This is a genomic window from Ottowia thiooxydans, assembly GCF_040548795.1.
In the GTDB taxonomy this organism is placed as follows: Bacteria; Pseudomonadota; Gammaproteobacteria; order Burkholderiales; family Burkholderiaceae_C; genus Ottowia; species Ottowia thiooxydans_A.
Window position 1 is genome coordinate 1 of record NZ_JBEPSH010000009.1, and the last position, 14,579, is coordinate 14,579.

At 58.8% G+C, this 14,579-nt stretch carries 13 protein-coding genes and 2 tRNA genes; 7 read left to right on the plus strand and 8 right to left on the minus strand.

The genetic code is table 11. The features are described from left to right. Positions 1-188: 188 nt before the first annotated feature. Positions 189-1,580, minus strand: coding sequence for a class II fumarate hydratase (gene fumC, locus ABIE13_RS21250; protein WP_354447169.1), 1,392 nt, complete (start codon positions 1,578-1,580; stop codon positions 189-191). A 265-nt stretch (positions 1,581-1,845) separates the two neighbouring features. Here fumC and ABIE13_RS21255 point away from each other — a divergent pair, with 265 nt between their 5' ends. Next, positions 1,846-3,396, plus strand: a complete 1,551-nt coding sequence (locus ABIE13_RS21255) for a fumarate hydratase (protein ID WP_354447171.1) — start codon at positions 1,846-1,848, stop codon at positions 3,394-3,396. A gap of 21 nt (positions 3,397-3,417) precedes the next feature. After that, the gene (gene murI, locus ABIE13_RS21260; RefSeq protein WP_354447173.1) at positions 3,418-4,251 is read left to right on the plus strand and encodes a glutamate racemase; all 834 of its coding nucleotides are present in this window, start codon (positions 3,418-3,420) and stop codon (positions 4,249-4,251) included. A gap of 66 nt (positions 4,252-4,317) precedes the next feature. Here the strand turns inward: murI and ABIE13_RS21265 are convergent, their stop codons facing one another. The 4 genes from ABIE13_RS21265 to ABIE13_RS21280 form a co-directional block, all read right to left on the minus strand. Continuing rightward, on the minus strand, positions 4,318-4,980 hold the full coding sequence (locus tag ABIE13_RS21265; protein ID WP_354447175.1) for an NUDIX hydrolase: 663 nt from the start codon (positions 4,978-4,980) through the stop codon (positions 4,318-4,320). Next, positions 4,977-6,287, minus strand: a complete 1,311-nt coding sequence (locus ABIE13_RS21270) for an MFS transporter (protein WP_354447177.1) — start codon at positions 6,285-6,287, stop codon at positions 4,977-4,979. The genes ABIE13_RS21265 and ABIE13_RS21270 overlap by 4 nt, the downstream gene beginning before the upstream one ends. Before the next feature lie 130 nt (positions 6,288-6,417). Beyond that, positions 6,418-7,044: a DUF6806 family protein gene (locus ABIE13_RS21275; RefSeq protein WP_354447179.1), complete on the minus strand. Its 627-nt coding sequence runs from the start codon at positions 7,042-7,044 to the stop codon at positions 6,418-6,420. Between the two features lie 159 nt (positions 7,045-7,203). After that, on the minus strand, positions 7,204-7,665 hold the full coding sequence (locus ABIE13_RS21280; protein ID WP_354447181.1) for a hypothetical protein: 462 nt from the start codon (positions 7,663-7,665) through the stop codon (positions 7,204-7,206). A gap of 317 nt (positions 7,666-7,982) precedes the next feature. Between ABIE13_RS21280 and ABIE13_RS21285 the strand changes: the two genes are divergently transcribed. Continuing rightward, positions 7,983-8,732: a DUF333 domain-containing protein gene (locus ABIE13_RS21285; RefSeq protein ID WP_354447183.1), complete on the plus strand. Its 750-nt coding sequence runs from the start codon at positions 7,983-7,985 to the stop codon at positions 8,730-8,732. A gap of 117 nt (positions 8,733-8,849) precedes the next feature. Here ABIE13_RS21285 and ABIE13_RS21290 read toward each other — a convergent pair. After that, positions 8,850-8,936 (minus strand) — tRNA-Leu (locus tag ABIE13_RS21290). 262 nt (positions 8,937-9,198) lie between these two features. On the opposite strand from ABIE13_RS21290, the gene ABIE13_RS21295 reads away from it, so the two are divergent. From ABIE13_RS21295 to ABIE13_RS21305, 3 genes are all read left to right on the plus strand, one after another. Further along, the gene (locus ABIE13_RS21295) at positions 9,199-10,164 is read left to right on the plus strand and encodes a Bug family tripartite tricarboxylate transporter substrate binding protein (RefSeq protein WP_354447185.1); all 966 of its coding nucleotides are present in this window, start codon (positions 9,199-9,201) and stop codon (positions 10,162-10,164) included. A 4-nt stretch (positions 10,165-10,168) separates the two neighbouring features. Continuing rightward, the gene (locus ABIE13_RS21300) at positions 10,169-10,795 is read left to right on the plus strand and encodes a 2-hydroxychromene-2-carboxylate isomerase (protein WP_354447187.1); all 627 of its coding nucleotides are present in this window, start codon (positions 10,169-10,171) and stop codon (positions 10,793-10,795) included. Between the two features lie 474 nt (positions 10,796-11,269). Next, positions 11,270-11,343: transfer RNA gene (locus ABIE13_RS21305), tRNA-Cys, on the plus strand. Positions 11,344-11,465: 122 nt separating this feature from the next. Here the strand turns inward: ABIE13_RS21305 and ABIE13_RS21310 are convergent. Both ABIE13_RS21310 and ABIE13_RS21315 read right to left on the minus strand, forming a co-directional pair. Beyond that, positions 11,466-12,560, minus strand: a complete 1,095-nt coding sequence (locus tag ABIE13_RS21310; RefSeq protein ID WP_354447189.1) for an endonuclease/exonuclease/phosphatase family protein — start codon at positions 12,558-12,560, stop codon at positions 11,466-11,468. Positions 12,561-12,607: 47 nt separating this feature from the next. Beyond that, positions 12,608-13,180: an NADPH-dependent FMN reductase gene (locus ABIE13_RS21315; protein WP_354447191.1), complete on the minus strand. Its 573-nt coding sequence runs from the start codon at positions 13,178-13,180 to the stop codon at positions 12,608-12,610. A gap of 188 nt (positions 13,181-13,368) precedes the next feature. Between ABIE13_RS21315 and ABIE13_RS21320 the strand changes: the two genes are divergently transcribed. Next, positions 13,369-14,568 (plus strand): CaiB/BaiF CoA transferase family protein, encoded by a 1,200-nt coding sequence (locus ABIE13_RS21320; protein ID WP_354447193.1) that lies wholly within the window; start codon positions 13,369-13,371, stop codon positions 14,566-14,568. Positions 14,569-14,579 lie beyond the last annotated feature (11 nt).

The following is a 14,579-nucleotide window of genomic DNA, read 5'->3' on the forward strand; positions in this document are numbered from 1 at the left end:
GGGCTGGCTCGCCCTGCGGCGTCTACTTTGTCGCCAGCCTTGACCGTAGATCACTACGGCCTGCGCCTGCCTTCGCGTATCCATCCTCAGGGCGAGTCAGCGCGTGGGGGGTTTAATTGATGACACGCCCTAGCCCTGTCCGTAGAAATTCATGCACACTTCATGCACTCACCGACGTCGCCCTGCACTCACACCATATCGCCTGGCTTGACCCACGCATCAAACTGATCTGCGTTGACGTAACCCGTGGCCAGCGCGGATTCCCGCAGGCTGGTGCCCTCCTTGTGAGCTTTCTTCGCGATCTGAGCTGCCTTGTCGTAGCCGATATGCGGATTGAGTGCCGTGACCAGCATCAGCGATCGGCTGACCAGCTCCTCAATGCGTTCGCGATTGGGTTCAATGCCCACAGCACAATGATCGTTGAAGCTCACCATGCCGTCGGCCAGAAGGCGCACGCTCTGGAGGAAGTTGTGAGCAATCATGGGGCGGAAAACATTCAGCTCGAAATTGCCACTGGCGCCGCCGATGTTGATCGCAACGTCATTGCCCATGACCTGAGCACACAGCATGGTGAGTGCTTCGCTCTGCGTGGGGTTGACCTTGCCCGGCATGATGGAAGAGCCAGGCTCATTTTCCGGAATACTGAGCTCGCCAATGCCACTGCGCGGTCCGCTGGAGAGCCAACGCACATCGTTGGCAATCTTGTTCAGGCTGGCGGCCAGGCCCTTGAGGGTGCCATGGGCATACACCAGCGCATCGCAGCTGGCCAGAGCCTCAAATTTATTCGGCGAGGTGACGAAAGGTAGATTTGAAAGCCTGGCCAATTCCGCAGCGGCGCCTTCAGCGTAGCCCTTGGGTGCATTCAAGCCGGTACCCACGGCAGTTCCACCCAGCGCCAGTTCGCACAGATGAGGCAGGGCTGCACGCACATGCGTTTCAGCGTGTCCCAGCTGAGCCACGTAAGCCGAAAATTCCTGGCCCAGCGTAAGCGGCGTGGCATCTTGCAGGTGGGTGCGGCCAATCTTGACGATATCTGCGAATTCGCGCGACTTCGCCTCGAGCGTGGTGCGCAGCTTGGCAATGGCGGGCAGCAATTTGCCGGTGAGCGCTTGCACCGCCGCCACGTGCATGGCGGTCGGAAATACGTCGTTGCTGGACTGGCTCTTGTTGACGTCATCGTTCGGGTGGACCAGGCGCGCCTCGCCCCGCTCGCCGCCCATGATTTCACTGGCCCGGTTGGCCAGAACCTCATTGAGGTTCATATTGGTCTGCGTGCCAGAGCCGGTCTGCCAGACGACGAGCGGAAATTCGCGCGGGTGCTGGCCTGCCAGCACTTCATCTGCAGCAGCAATGATGGCCTTGGCTTTTTCTTCCTTGAGCAGGCCCAGGCGCTGGTTGACGGCGGCCGAGGCCCGTTTGACCAGCGCGAGTGCGTAAATGATCTCTCGGGGTTGCTGCTCTCCGGAGATATCGAAGTTCTGAAGGGAGCGCTGCGTCTGGGCGCCCCACAGTTGGTCGGCGGACACCTCAATGGGACCGAAAGTATCCAGTTCGGTTCGGGTTTGCTTAGGTTTTGTCATCTGAAATTACCAGTTACCAATTCACCAAAGGCTCGTGCGCGCTCACTCTTTCACTACGGGTGATCAGCGGTCAAGCCCCTGCCAAGGTCATCGTGGAGCAGGCTTTTCCAGGCCACTGGCGGCACCTTCTCCGGGTGGAGGGCACGTAAGCGGCTCAGGGGACAATCCAGCCTGTCAAAATAGCGAGTTGGCCGTAACGTTAGCAGATGAGTGATGCCCCTACGTTCGTCCTTCATATCCCACGAAAAAACAAGGAACCCACGCCATGACCGCCATCAAGCAGGAAGACCTGATTGAATCCGTCGCCGCCGCACTACAGTTCATCAGCTACTACCACCCGTCTGACTATATTGCCCATCTTGCACGCGCGTATGAGCGCGAGCAGAGTCCTGCCGCCAAGGACGCCATGGCTCAGATTCTTACCAACAGCAAGATGAGCGCCATTGGGCACCGGCCTATCTGCCAGGACACCGGCATCGTCAACGTGTTCCTGAAAGTGGGCATGAATGTGCGCTGGGAAGGCTTCACGGGCTCCCTGGAAGACGCCATCAACGAAGGCGTGCGCCGCGGCTACAACCACCCCGACAACAGCCTGCGTGCCAGCGTCGTGGCCGACCCGCACTTTGCGCGCAAGAACACCAAGGACAACACGCCTGCGGTCATCTACATTGAGATCGTGCCTGGCAATACGGTCGATGTCACGGTCGCAGCCAAAGGCGGCGGCTCCGAGAACAAGAGCAAGATGGTCATGCTCAACCCCAGTGACAGCATCGTGGACTGGGTTCTGAAAACTGTTCCCACCATGGGCGCGGGCTGGTGCCCTCCAGGCATGCTGGGCATTGGTATTGGCGGCACAGCGGAAAAAGCCGTCCTGCTGGCCAAGCAAAGCCTGATGGACGACCTGGACATGTACGAACTGCAAGCCAAGGCTTCCAAGCGCGAGAAGCTTACGCAGGTCGAAGAACTGCGCCTGGAGCTGTTCGAAAAAGTCAATGCCTTAGGCATTGGCGCTCAAGGCCTGGGTGGCCTGACCACCGTGCTGGACGTCAAGATCGCCATGTACCCCACGCATGCTGCCAGCAAGCCTGTGGCCATGATCCCCAATTGCGCCGCCACGCGCCACGCCCATTTCGTGATGGACGGCAGTGGGCCGACGTACCTGGAAGCGCCGTCACTGGACCTCTGGCCCAAGGTCGACTGGGTCCCTGACACCCAAAAGAGCAAGCGTGTGGACCTGAACCAGCTGACCAAGGAAGAAGTCGCCAGTTGGAAACCAGGCGACACCTTGCTGCTGAACGGGAAAATGCTCACCGGTCGCGATGCCGCCCACAAGCGCATTCAAGACATGCTGGCCAAGGGAGAAAAGCTGCCTGTGGACTTTGCCAACCGAGTCATCTACTACGTCGGCCCGGTCGACCCGGTCGGCGACGAAGCTGTGGGTCCGGCGGGCCCCACCACTGCAACGCGCATGGACAAATTCACCGACATGATGCTGGCGGAAACCGGTCTGATTGCCATGATTGGCAAGTCCGAGCGCGGGCCAACTGCCATCGAAGCCATCAAGAAGCACAAGAGTGCCTACCTGATGGCAGTGGGTGGTGCGGCTTACCTGGTGAGCAAAGCTATCAAGAAAGCCAAGGTAGTGGGCTTCGAAGACCTCGGCATGGAAGCCATCTACGAATTCGACGTAGTGGATATGCCCGTCACCGTCGCCGTGGACGCCTCAGGCATCAGCGTGCACAACACCGGCCCTGCCGAGTGGGAAAAGCGAATCGCTTCCGGCGAATTCAAAGGCATTGAGCTGGCTACGGCATAAACACAGCCTGATAATCCTGTCATGAACTCTGCGCCCATAGGTGTGTTTGATAGCGGCATCGGCGGCATCTCAGTGCTCAGTGCGCTGCTTGCTGCCCTGCCCCGGGAGCGCTTCGTCTATGCCGGCGACAGCGCGCACGCACCTTATGGAGAGCGGGGTGATCCCTACGTGATTGCACGATCACAGGCGGTTCTGGAAGGCATGCGTCGTTCGCATGGCATCAAGGCCTACGTGATCGCCTGCAATACGGCCACCGCAGCTGCGGGACGCATCTTGCGCGAGCAGCATGCGGGCTTTCCGATCGTGGGAATTGAGCCCGCCTTGAAACCCGGCGCGCTGGCCACACGCACTGGCCGCGTCGGCGTGTTGGCAACGCACGGAACGCTCTCCAGCGAGAAATTCCGGCTGCTGCGCGAGCGCTTGTCGGGACCAGTTGAGTTTGTCCCACACGCTTGTACGGGCCTTGCCGCAGCGATAGAAAAAGAAGCTTACAGCGGAATCGAAGCGCCAACGGACGCCCTGCTCGACGAGCACGTGGCTGCCTTGGGTGCCTTGGGCAAGGGCCCAGGCCAGATTGACACCGTGGTGCTGGGATGCACCCACTACCCCTTGATCGCTGCCCGCCTTCAGCAACGAACCGGCACCTCAGTTCAATTGATTGACCCCGGTGAGGCCGTCGCTCGGCATACGAAGGACCTGCTGACTTCCCAGGGACTGCTCGCTTCAGAAGAAGATTCCTCCCTGTCGCTTGAGCTGCTCGACAGCGGTGACGGCCAAGCACTGAGTGCCGCCGCCTCGCGCTGGCTGACGGGCGCGGCAGGTCTTACCAAGGTGCAGCCTTTCGCGACGGCCTGAATCGCTCACCGCACGCTAGAACGTCGTCAGGATGGGGCCAAGCTCGAGAGGCCCATGCTCCTAACACTAGCTCCGTGCAAACAGCGGCTGCGCAAAGTGCCCAACCCGAGTGGTGCGCCCTCTCAGGCAAGCTTCAACGAACTGATAAATGATCGCCCCCGTGGGTGCGGCGATCCAGCCGTCTCCCACAGGCATGCGAAGCACAGGGTGAGTGCTGTCTTCTATGGAGTCAAGTAAAGGTGCATCCGGGCGCAGAAACTCCGTGAGCGGAATTCGATGAGCGCTGGCCACCTCTGCCGGATTGAGCGTAAAGCCTTCTGTGATTCCAGCCCAGACCACAACGGGCGTGATGCAAAAGCCAGAATGGGAGACGAAATCGTCGAGCTTTCCCACAATTCGGTCTGGATTAAGCACCAGGCCGACCTCTTCTCCGAGTTCCCTGAGCGCAGCCTCCTCCGCCGATTCGCCAGGATCAATGGCACCACCCGGTAAAGCCCATTGTCCGGCGTGCTTGCGAAGGCCTGCAGCGCGCCGTGTCAAAAGCATGGCGGGGCTCTCGCTTTGCTGGGTCGGATTCTTGATGCCCCCCAGGTCAGCACCCCATCCTTCGTCCAGGATGGTCAGCGCCACGGCTGCCCGTTTCCGGGACCGCGCGTCTTCAGCGACGCTTCGCTCCCAGTGCATCAGGGCAGAGCTGATCTGCGCTTTGAAAGCAGCGTCAACTCTCATGCCGTTTGCGCCTTCAGGGCAGACTCTCGGCCACGCCGCACATTGATGGGCAGAAGTGCCAGTAACCCCAGGGCGAACAAAACCGTGGTGGAAGCGATGGCTACACGTTGGTTGCCGCCAGTCATCCAGGTGATCAGCCCATAGCTCAATGGCCCGATGATGCTGGCCAGGCGCATAGCGACGGTCCAGAGACCGAAGAATTCCGCCAGCTGCCGCTCTGGGGCAAACAGGCCTACCATGGCTCGGCCGGCGGATTGGCTTGAACCCATGCAAAGTCCGGCAAGTGCTGCTGCCCACCAGAACTGCCCCTTGGTTTGCGCCCACGCCGCAATGATGCAGACCGCAACCCACCCCAGCAAGGTCAATCCAAGCGCCAGTTTGTGGCCTATGCGATCTTGTAGATACCCGCAACTGAAAGCCCCAATGGCCGCCGCAAGGTTAAGCACAAAGATGAGCACCATGGTTTCCTGGGGTTGGAAACCGATCACTCGCTCAGCGTAGATAGCGGCCAGGGTGATCGCCACGGCCACACCCCCCTGGTAGGCGACCGTACACACCAGCAACCACACGAAATCACGGTAGCGGCGGGCTTCCCGCCAGGTTTGGCGCAATTGCTGCACCGCCGCTTTCAAGCCACCGCCCTGCCCCGGCTTGGCGACCACAGGCCGGGCGCGCTCGCGCAGCAAGGTGAAGGTCACCAGGGCCGCCAAACCGTACAAGCCTGCCGTGATGAGCATGGTGATCGGCACGAACTGCGCAGCAGTCTCCCCACGAGCCTGGGCAGAAAGAACATAGGCCAGACAAATGCCCAGAGCAGACATACCGCCCACATAGCCCAAGGCCCACCCCCATCCACTGACCTTTCCCATGCCTTCTGGCCGCGCCAGTTCCGGCAAAAAAGCGGCCGTGAGCGATTCGCCGTAGGAATAGAAGGTGTTGGATACGATGATCAACAGCATGGCCATGGCCACATCGCCCGGTCGCGCAAAAGCCAATGCCGCAGTGCTTACAACGCAGCAGACGGTGAAGAACGCCAGCATGCGCTTTTTGGCTCCGCGCAGATCGGCCCAGGCCCCCAGGCTCGGCATGGTCAGCATGACAATGGCGTAGGACGTGCTGAGCGCCGCCGTCCACGCCAAGGGCCCCCAAGGCGCACCTTCGGTAACCGCGCCTGCAAAGTAGGCCGCAAACACCGCGGTAATGACCACCGTGGTATAGCCAGAATTGGCGAAGTCGTACATCGCCCAGCCAAATACCTCGCGCTTCTTGACGCCAGGATTCAGCACCTCGGAGGAAAAAATGCTCATGCGATTGGATTTCAGGCTGAACGGACCGCCAACCATCTGCACAGCATAGCGGCAGCAAATGACTCCCCGGGTTGGAAGACCTTCGAAGCCACCATGGCTACCAAGGCATCATGTCCGAGGGGTTACGGGGTCAATGGAGGTGCCGAGGGCGACGGCCACCACCGTGACCTGCGCCACCGCCGCCAGGACTGCGTGGCGGTTTGCCAAGATCCAGCGAACTGGTGAGTGCCGTGAAGCGGTCGGTAAAGAGCTTGTCTATCTCTTGCACCACGCCGCCCAGTTCGGCCCCATCAAAATGGCGCTCCATCAGGTGCACGACATCTTCCACCAGAAGATCGCGCTGCGCCTGCATGATGGCCTCCGGGGTAGGACCCACGAACAGCAGCACGAAATCGTCCCGCGATTCTCTGCCGGCACTTTCGTCTTCCTCGTCGAACTGAGCGTCGTAGAAAGTGATTTCGATCTGGGCGCCCGCTTCGGAAAGCTCGTTGAGGTTCATGCAGAGCTCGTCCAGTTGGTGGCGAAAGTCCTCTTCGCCCTGCAAAGTCCAGCACATTTGCAGTAAATGTTCGCGCGGATTGAAGCGAATTCCTGGCTCATCCTCATACAGACTGGTCGCCCCATCGGCGAGCGATCTTGCGCCAGCGTACTTCCACAGGGGCTTGAGCGCCTCTTGAAGGGTGTCGAAGTCGACATCGGCGCGCAGTTTCACGTCGCCATGCACGTGGATTTCGAAAGGTGCGTCTTGATGATTCATGGCCTATTACTCTCTTGGTGCGCCTGACCGGGGTCAACCGGCACGCTCCTTCTCAGGAAAGCGGCGGACTTCACGTCCGAGGCAGAATTCATTTATATAGCTAGGCCATATTGTCCTGCATTGGGGCGGGTAGGAATTTTTTCCAGGGCAAGGCTTGCTTTAGCTCATCTCCGACCGGTATAGGTTGGAATGAATTCCCGCTCGGGCTCGCCCCCATATTTCATCATCGCTAAGCGACGTCTGAATGAGCTCTATGGGCATTCCAGCGTTGCTCACCACCGCTACCAGAAACGAATCTATAGGCTCGTACGGTCCCAAAATGACAGCATGGCCCACCAGCGCCGCCGAAAGATCATTGACCTTGTAAGCCACATGAGGCTGCTCCTTGAGAAGGCTATGGAGCGGCGAATCGGCCTCAGAGCGGTGCCACTGGATAGGAACAGGCCCTGAAAGGTCATCAGTGGTGTACATGCCGACACGCGAAGCGTAACGCTCGCCAGGACGTACCTCGGTAGTCGGTATGCCAATGTGATGAAGCTCATAGATGACACCTTCCCTGCGAAGCCCTGGCAAGGGCTCTGCAGGAGTGGCAGACGCATTCACGGGCGAGCTGTTCGGCATACGAATAATTCGGTCTCGTCTTCTGTTGGGGATACGGCCAGCCGAAACCGACACTATCTACCTGGTACGCACCATTGTGCGCTGGCTGGACTTGTTGGGCTATAGGGTAGGCGCGTCATCGCCTTGACATGCCGCTGGTACGGTGTGACACGACGTGCTTACGGAATGAGAAACCAGCAACACTTGGCCCATTTTGGGGGTAGATTACCGCTTCGCCCCTAAGTGCGGAAATAATGCTTTGTGCCCCATTGCACTGTTTTTATGCTTAGTGACCGTTTTCAAAGCCTGACCTCAAAACTGCGTCCACGAAGCTCAAGATGCACACAGCCCAATCGTCATCAATTTTCTCTTTGCGCCACTACCTTCTTGCTTTCGCCATGGCGCTGATCGCCTTTGCGGGGGCGAATAGCGTATTCGCCCAAACACCTGCCGTGCAACTCGCCAATCCGGCGTCACAGCACTGCGTCGGCCAAGGCGGAAAGTCGCAAATCGAAAAGAACCCCGCTGGTGGCCAGTACGGCATCTGTGTGTTCGGGGGCAACCGCATGTGCGAGGAATGGGCCATGCTGCGCGGCCACTGCCCAGTGGGCGGTTTGAGGGTTTCGGGTTACGTCACGCCCGCGTCCCGATTTTGTGCCATCACGGGTGGAACCTACAAGGTAACCAGCGCCACGAACACACCCGCCGAGTTGGGCACCTGCAAACTTACCAGTGGCAAGACTTGCTCTGCTGACGCCTATTTCAGAGGCACCTGTACAGCAGATCCCAAACCGCCAGCCGCCAGTACAGGCGCTCAGGGCGCCAAGCCACCTCAACCCTTGGAAGTGAAATATTCCTGTTCAGGATCGAGCACGATCGCGGCCTCTTTCTTCAACGACAGCACCCCCGCTCAAGTGAGGCTGGCCCTCTCCGACGGGCGTACGTTCACCCTCCCGCAAGTCGTATCGGCTGATGGCGCGCGTTACGCAAGTGCATCGGAAACCCTGGTGTTCTGGACCAAGGGCCGAACTGCTTTCATTCAAGAGGGCGGAAAAACAAGCTTCGCGGACTGCTTGGAAAAGCGCTAGGTTCTCAAAGCAAGAAGAGCCCTCTGCTTTTCAACATAGAAAAGGAATCCAGCGATTCAGGGTGGTTCAACTCCAACAAAAAAACCGCCCCTGCTTACACAGGAGCGGTTTCCATTCTGGTGCCCGAGGCCGGAATCGAACCGGCACGACCGCGAAGTCGAGGGATTTTAAGTCCCTTGTGTCTACCGATTTCACCACTCGGGCTTAACGCGCAAGGCGTCAACACCACCTCTTTCTGGCTCCCTAGGGGAGTGGCAGAAAGAAATCAGCAGGCCGGGATTTTAAGTCAGATGTGCCCGCCAATTCGTCACGCGAACGAAAGAAGAGCCAAGACAAACTGAAATGCCTGTTGCACGGAGCCACTCATGAAGGCATGCCAGACTGCGGAATAAGCATATGAAGCTGAGGCAGTTAGGCTCTGATAAGCTGAACAATTCCTTGTTAAAAACCACTCATTGGTGCCTACATGCAACGTCGAGACCTTCTTAACTCCGCAGCGCTAGGCGCCCTGGCTTTGACAAGCGGACTTGTATCGGCCCAGACACCCGCCCGCAATCTGCGCGTGCTGGTTCCCACTGGCCCGGGTGGCATCACTGACACCATGCAACGCGCCGCGCTGCCGGTGGTCGAAAAGGAGTTGGGCCAGACCGTGGTGCTGGATTACAAACCTGGAGCAGCCGGCATTGCGGCGATCCAGACTGGCCTTGGCAGCCCCGCAGACGGCAGCACCGTCATTGGCGTCTATACCTCGCTGGCCTTCAACCCTTGGACTTATTCGAAGCTGTCTTATGACACCTTCAAGGATCTGGAGATGGTTTCTCTCCTGGTGAATATTCCGTTGGTTCTGGCGGTCGGGCCGGCAGTGCCCGTGAAGACCATGAGCGAACTGGTCGCCTGGGGCCGTGCGAACCCAGGCAAACTCACCATTGCGGCCTCGGGCCTGGGTGGCGGGTCGCATTTGGGTGGCCTGCTGCTCTCCATGTCTGGTGGCTTCGATGTCACCGTGGTGCCCTACAAAGGCGGCGCGGCGGCCCTGCCCGATTTGCTGGCCGGAAGGGTTGCCTTGATGCTGGATGCCTATCAGACATTGCGGCCGCATGCTGAATCCGGCCGCCTCACCCTGCTCGGCGTCTCCAGCCCCCGCAGGCAAGAATTTGCACCAGACCTTCCGCCCATCTCGGACACGCTGCCCGGCTACTCAACGGCGTCCTGGCAAGGTGTGGCGGTACGGGCAGGTACTCCCGCCGCTGAGAAGGAACGAATTTCCCGAGCCTATGCACGCGCCATGCGTGACCCTGCCATCCGAGCCAACCTCATTGCCCAAGGCCTCGAGCCCGTAGGCAGCACGCCCAAGGAGTTCACCGATGTCCTGCAGGCGGATTACGAAAAGTGGGGCCCAGTGATACGCAAGGCCGGTCTGAAGAACGATTGAGACCATGGACCGCCCGGAGGATCTCACGCCGATCGACTACTACTACTCGGTACGATCGGTCTATGCGTACCTGGGAGCCGCGCGCATAACCGATCTCGCTCAACGCAGTGGCCGCAAGTTGCGGCATCTGCCCATAGACCTGTCGCAAGTCGTGCCGGCCTACGGCAGTACGCCCTTTGCAGAGCGCAGTGCAATTCGGCGCGCGCATCAGTTTGAAGTTGAGGTCAAGAGGTGGAGCGAGTGGCTGCAGATTCCAGTGATTCTGCACCCCGTGCATCACCACGGGGATAGGCTGCTGCCATCGTCGTGCGCACTGGCGGTCCAAGCTTTAAGCCTGGACGTCGATGGGTTCTCCCTCGCACTGCTTACCGCACTATGGCGGGACGACCGCGACATTGGCCACGAGGATGTATTGAGCTCGCTGGCTGAAGATTGCAGCATCTCACCCAAGACCATGCTGGATCTGGCGCATTCGGACCAAATTCAGAATCAATTTCAGCAGTGCACTGATAAAGCGATAGCAGAAGGTGTGCCAGGCTCACCCACCTATGTCGTAGGCGATGAACTGTTTTTTGGGCAAGACAGGTTGATGTTTGTGGAACGCCAGTTGTCCTTGGAGACTGGCTTCTAGGTGGTCGCTGCAATGCCAGAAGGCACCAGCCACGGGAAGGCCCCTATTGGCGGAGCTTGCCGGTCCCTCCTAGACTTTACGCATGTGCATCAGATATGTCGCCCCCGAAGAGCGAGAGATTGAAGCCCTTTGGCACATCGGCGGCCGTCACCTGCCCCACTGGGATCGGAATGTGTTCCCGCGCGGACGAGGCGTATATATCCGTCGCGCAAGAGACGATTCCGGGTACAGCGTTCGCCATAGAACCCGGGGACATGGCTCTATGGCTCACGGGGACCATGGACGAAATCGCGCCACTATTGCGAGCGCCTGCCCCAGAGGTTCTCTGTGCCGCCCCGGGTGGCGATTTCAGCAGATCGGACGAGCTGATTGGTTTCTAGAAGACGGGCAAGGAAACAAGGCTATAATTTAGAGCTCAGCTATAACGGACGTCTGGGCGGCTATAAGGTCTCTTTAACGTCAGTTGTTCAGCATGGCGCGATAGCAAAGCGGTTATGCAACGGATTGCAAATCCGTCTAGTCCGGTTCGACTCCGGATCGCGCCTCCAAGGTTTCATACGCCTCAGCACCCTTTCGGGTTCTGGGGCGTTTTGACGTTTGGCACGCCAGAGCTCACCGGGAACGCCGGGCGCTTAGTCTGACTTGGTGAAACCAAGCCACACCATTCTTCTCAGCCTTTGCTTTTTGGACGCGGCACCTCACCGACGTCTGCGCCCTCTTCCGCCAGCATTTCGGCCGTCTCGCGTTGGTCCTCGGCTTTGACTTCCAAGCCCTCCTGCAAATCTGCGTTGGCGGGGTGGTATTGCACTTCCAGCAGAACAGGAAAATGGTCTGAGTCAATCGATGGCAGGCGCGCTACCTCCACGACCTGGAAGTGGTCACTGTGAAAAAAGTGATCCAGCGGCCAGCGGGCAAAAAAGTAATTGGCGTGGAAGCTGTTGTACATCCCACGGCCCACACGCGGATCAAGCAGGCGACTGATCTTGCGGAACATGCGTGTCGTGGGCGACCAGGCGACGTCGTTCAAGTCTCCCGTGACAATCACGGGCCCTTTTTCTTCTTGCAGGCTCTTGGCAATCAGCAGAAGCTCTACGTCACGCTCGGTGGATTCTTCGTTTTCTGTGGGGCTAGGCGGGGCTGGATGCAAAAAATGCATTCGCACCACCAATGAATCAGTGACATGCACACTCGCATGAATGCTTGGCACATCGGGCTCCACCAGGTAGGTGATTTCCTCATCGCTCAGTTTGAGGCGCGAGTAGACGTGCATACCGTAAAGGTTGTCCAGTGGACACGCAATGCGGTAGGGATAGTCTTTCTCCAGCGGCAGCAGTTGCTGCTGCCACCATGCGTCCGTTTCCAAGGTGACCAGCACGTCAGGGCGGTGCTCCTGGACCAGATCGATCAGAGCGCGTGTATTGCGGTTGGACGTGAGGACATTGCAGGCGATCACGCGCAGGTGCGGCCTGTCTGCACCCGGCGACGCACTCATGACCTCGCGCTTATAGAACGGTGTGTAGGGCAAGATCCACCATGCTTGATAGAGCAAGGTGATGAAAAACACCAGCTGCAGCCCCCATTCCCAGTGCCCTGTCACCGCTGAAATGGCAGTGACTATGCTGCCCAACAGAGACAGCAGCGCCAACTGCAAGCGCGGAAAATCCCATATACGCACCCACCATGCCGGGCTTTTCAGCCACGGCAATAAGGTGGCGATGATCAGGAACCCAGCCAGTGCCGACAGGGTCCAGAGCAAATAGCTCATGGGAAAAATTTCATCGCAAACAAACCCTTGGCAGCTCTTGCCGATGCCTATTTGGCGCGCAGGGTCTGAAGGGCGTTGGTCCAGCGGAGCAATTCGTCAAGCATGGCTGTGGCGGACTGCTGGTTGATCGGGTTGGCGGCCAGACCACCTTCTGCTTGAAGTTGCTGCGCGACGTTCACCACCGAGACACCTTCGAACATAGGCACCATCTTGAATGTGTTCACCAGGCCCTTGGCGACCTGCACAGACCTCATGCCGCCGGAAATACCGGCGTAGCCGACAAAGCCCACGGGCTTGTAATTCCACTCACGTGCCAGGTAGGTCAATGCATTCAACAGGGAGGACGGTGGTGCATAGTTGTATTCAGGCACCACGAATACGAACGCATCGGCCTCAGAGACGCTGGCGCTCCAGGCGCGCGTATGTTCATGCACGTAGCGGCCAAAGCGGGGATGCTCTGGTTCGTCGAAAACCGGAAGATTGAAAGATGCCAGGTCGACAAGCTTCGCGTCGAACCCGCCGTGGCTCTGCGCCACGCCGTGCGCCCACTCGGCCACCGCGGGTCCCACACGAACGGGACGTGTGCTGCAGATGAGGGTATGAAGGACAGGACGTGTCATGAATGTGCTTGATGAAGAATGAAAAATCGAGGAGGCTTGTGCTCCAGCGATTCGGATAGTAGCCACCTTTTGGAATCCTTGGCTTACGAGAGCCTATGCAAACGGCTGGAGTTTCTGCTAGCGGCAGGGTTTGGAGATCCATCCCGCCCACTCCCCGGTTCACCACCAAAAAAGATGAAAGAGACAAAATGAGTTTGCCATTCAGTCAGATCAAGATCCTGGACTTCACGCGGTATATCTCCGGGCCGTTTGCAAGTTTTCAGTTCGCAGTCCTGGGCGCAGAGGTCATCAAGGTAGAGCCTTTGGAGGGTGACCCTACTCGCGAGGTGACAGCAGACAAGGCACTCGCTGACGCCAAGATGTCGCCCATGTTCCTGTCAATGAACCTGAACAAGCGCAGCCTGGCGCTGGATTTGCGGTCGCCAGAGAGCATTTCCATTCTTCGTACCCTGGTCAAGGACGTGGATGTCGTTTGCGAGAATTTCCGCCCGGGCGTGATGAAGGACATGGGCCTCGACTACGAAACTTTGAAGGAATTAAATCCGCGCCTGATTTATTGCTCGATTTCAGGGTTCGGCCAATCCGGACCGGAACAATACACAGCAGCTTTCGACGGCAAGATCCAGGCGATGTCTGGCGTGATGTCCATGAACGGTGACCCGGCAGGAGGCCCCATGCGCATCGGCTTTGCGGCTTGCGATCTGATGGCGGGGTCCACCGGCGCGTTCGCCATTGCAAGCGCCCTGTTCGAGCGCGAGCGCACGGGAAAAGGTGCTTTCCTCGACGTCGCCATGCTGGATTCAGCCCTGGCGTTCCTGTCTTCGCAGGTGAGCGAGACCACGATGACCGGTGTCAAGCACACTCAGATAGGAAATCAATCGGTCAGCCGCAAGCCTACAGGCAACAGGTTTAAAACCGGCGGCGGCGACATCGTACTGGCAGTGATGAAGGAAAAGCAGTTCATCAATCTGATGCGGACGCTGGGACTGGGCGAAGCCCTGAACGACCCCCGGTTTGCCAACTGGTCGACACGGATCGAGCATGAACCCGCATTGAGGGAACTGATAGAAACCGCCATGTCGACTCAAAGCGCCGAGCTCTGGGAAGAGACGCTCACTGCCGCTGACGTACCCTGCGGGGCGATTCGCCGGATCGATCAGATCATCCAGCACCCGCAACTCAAACACCGCGCCGTGTTGCAGAAAGTCCAGACACCCAAAGGCGAAGTTTCGATGGCAGTTGCTGGATTTCAGTGGTCAGACAAGGCACCGACCATCGACGCTTGCGCGCCTCGGCTCGGCCAGCACACGCAGGCAATTCTCCGTGAGGCGGGATACAGTCAGGATCAAATCGAGCAACTCCGCGAGCAGGGTACTCTGGCAGGCTAGCAGTTGCTTTG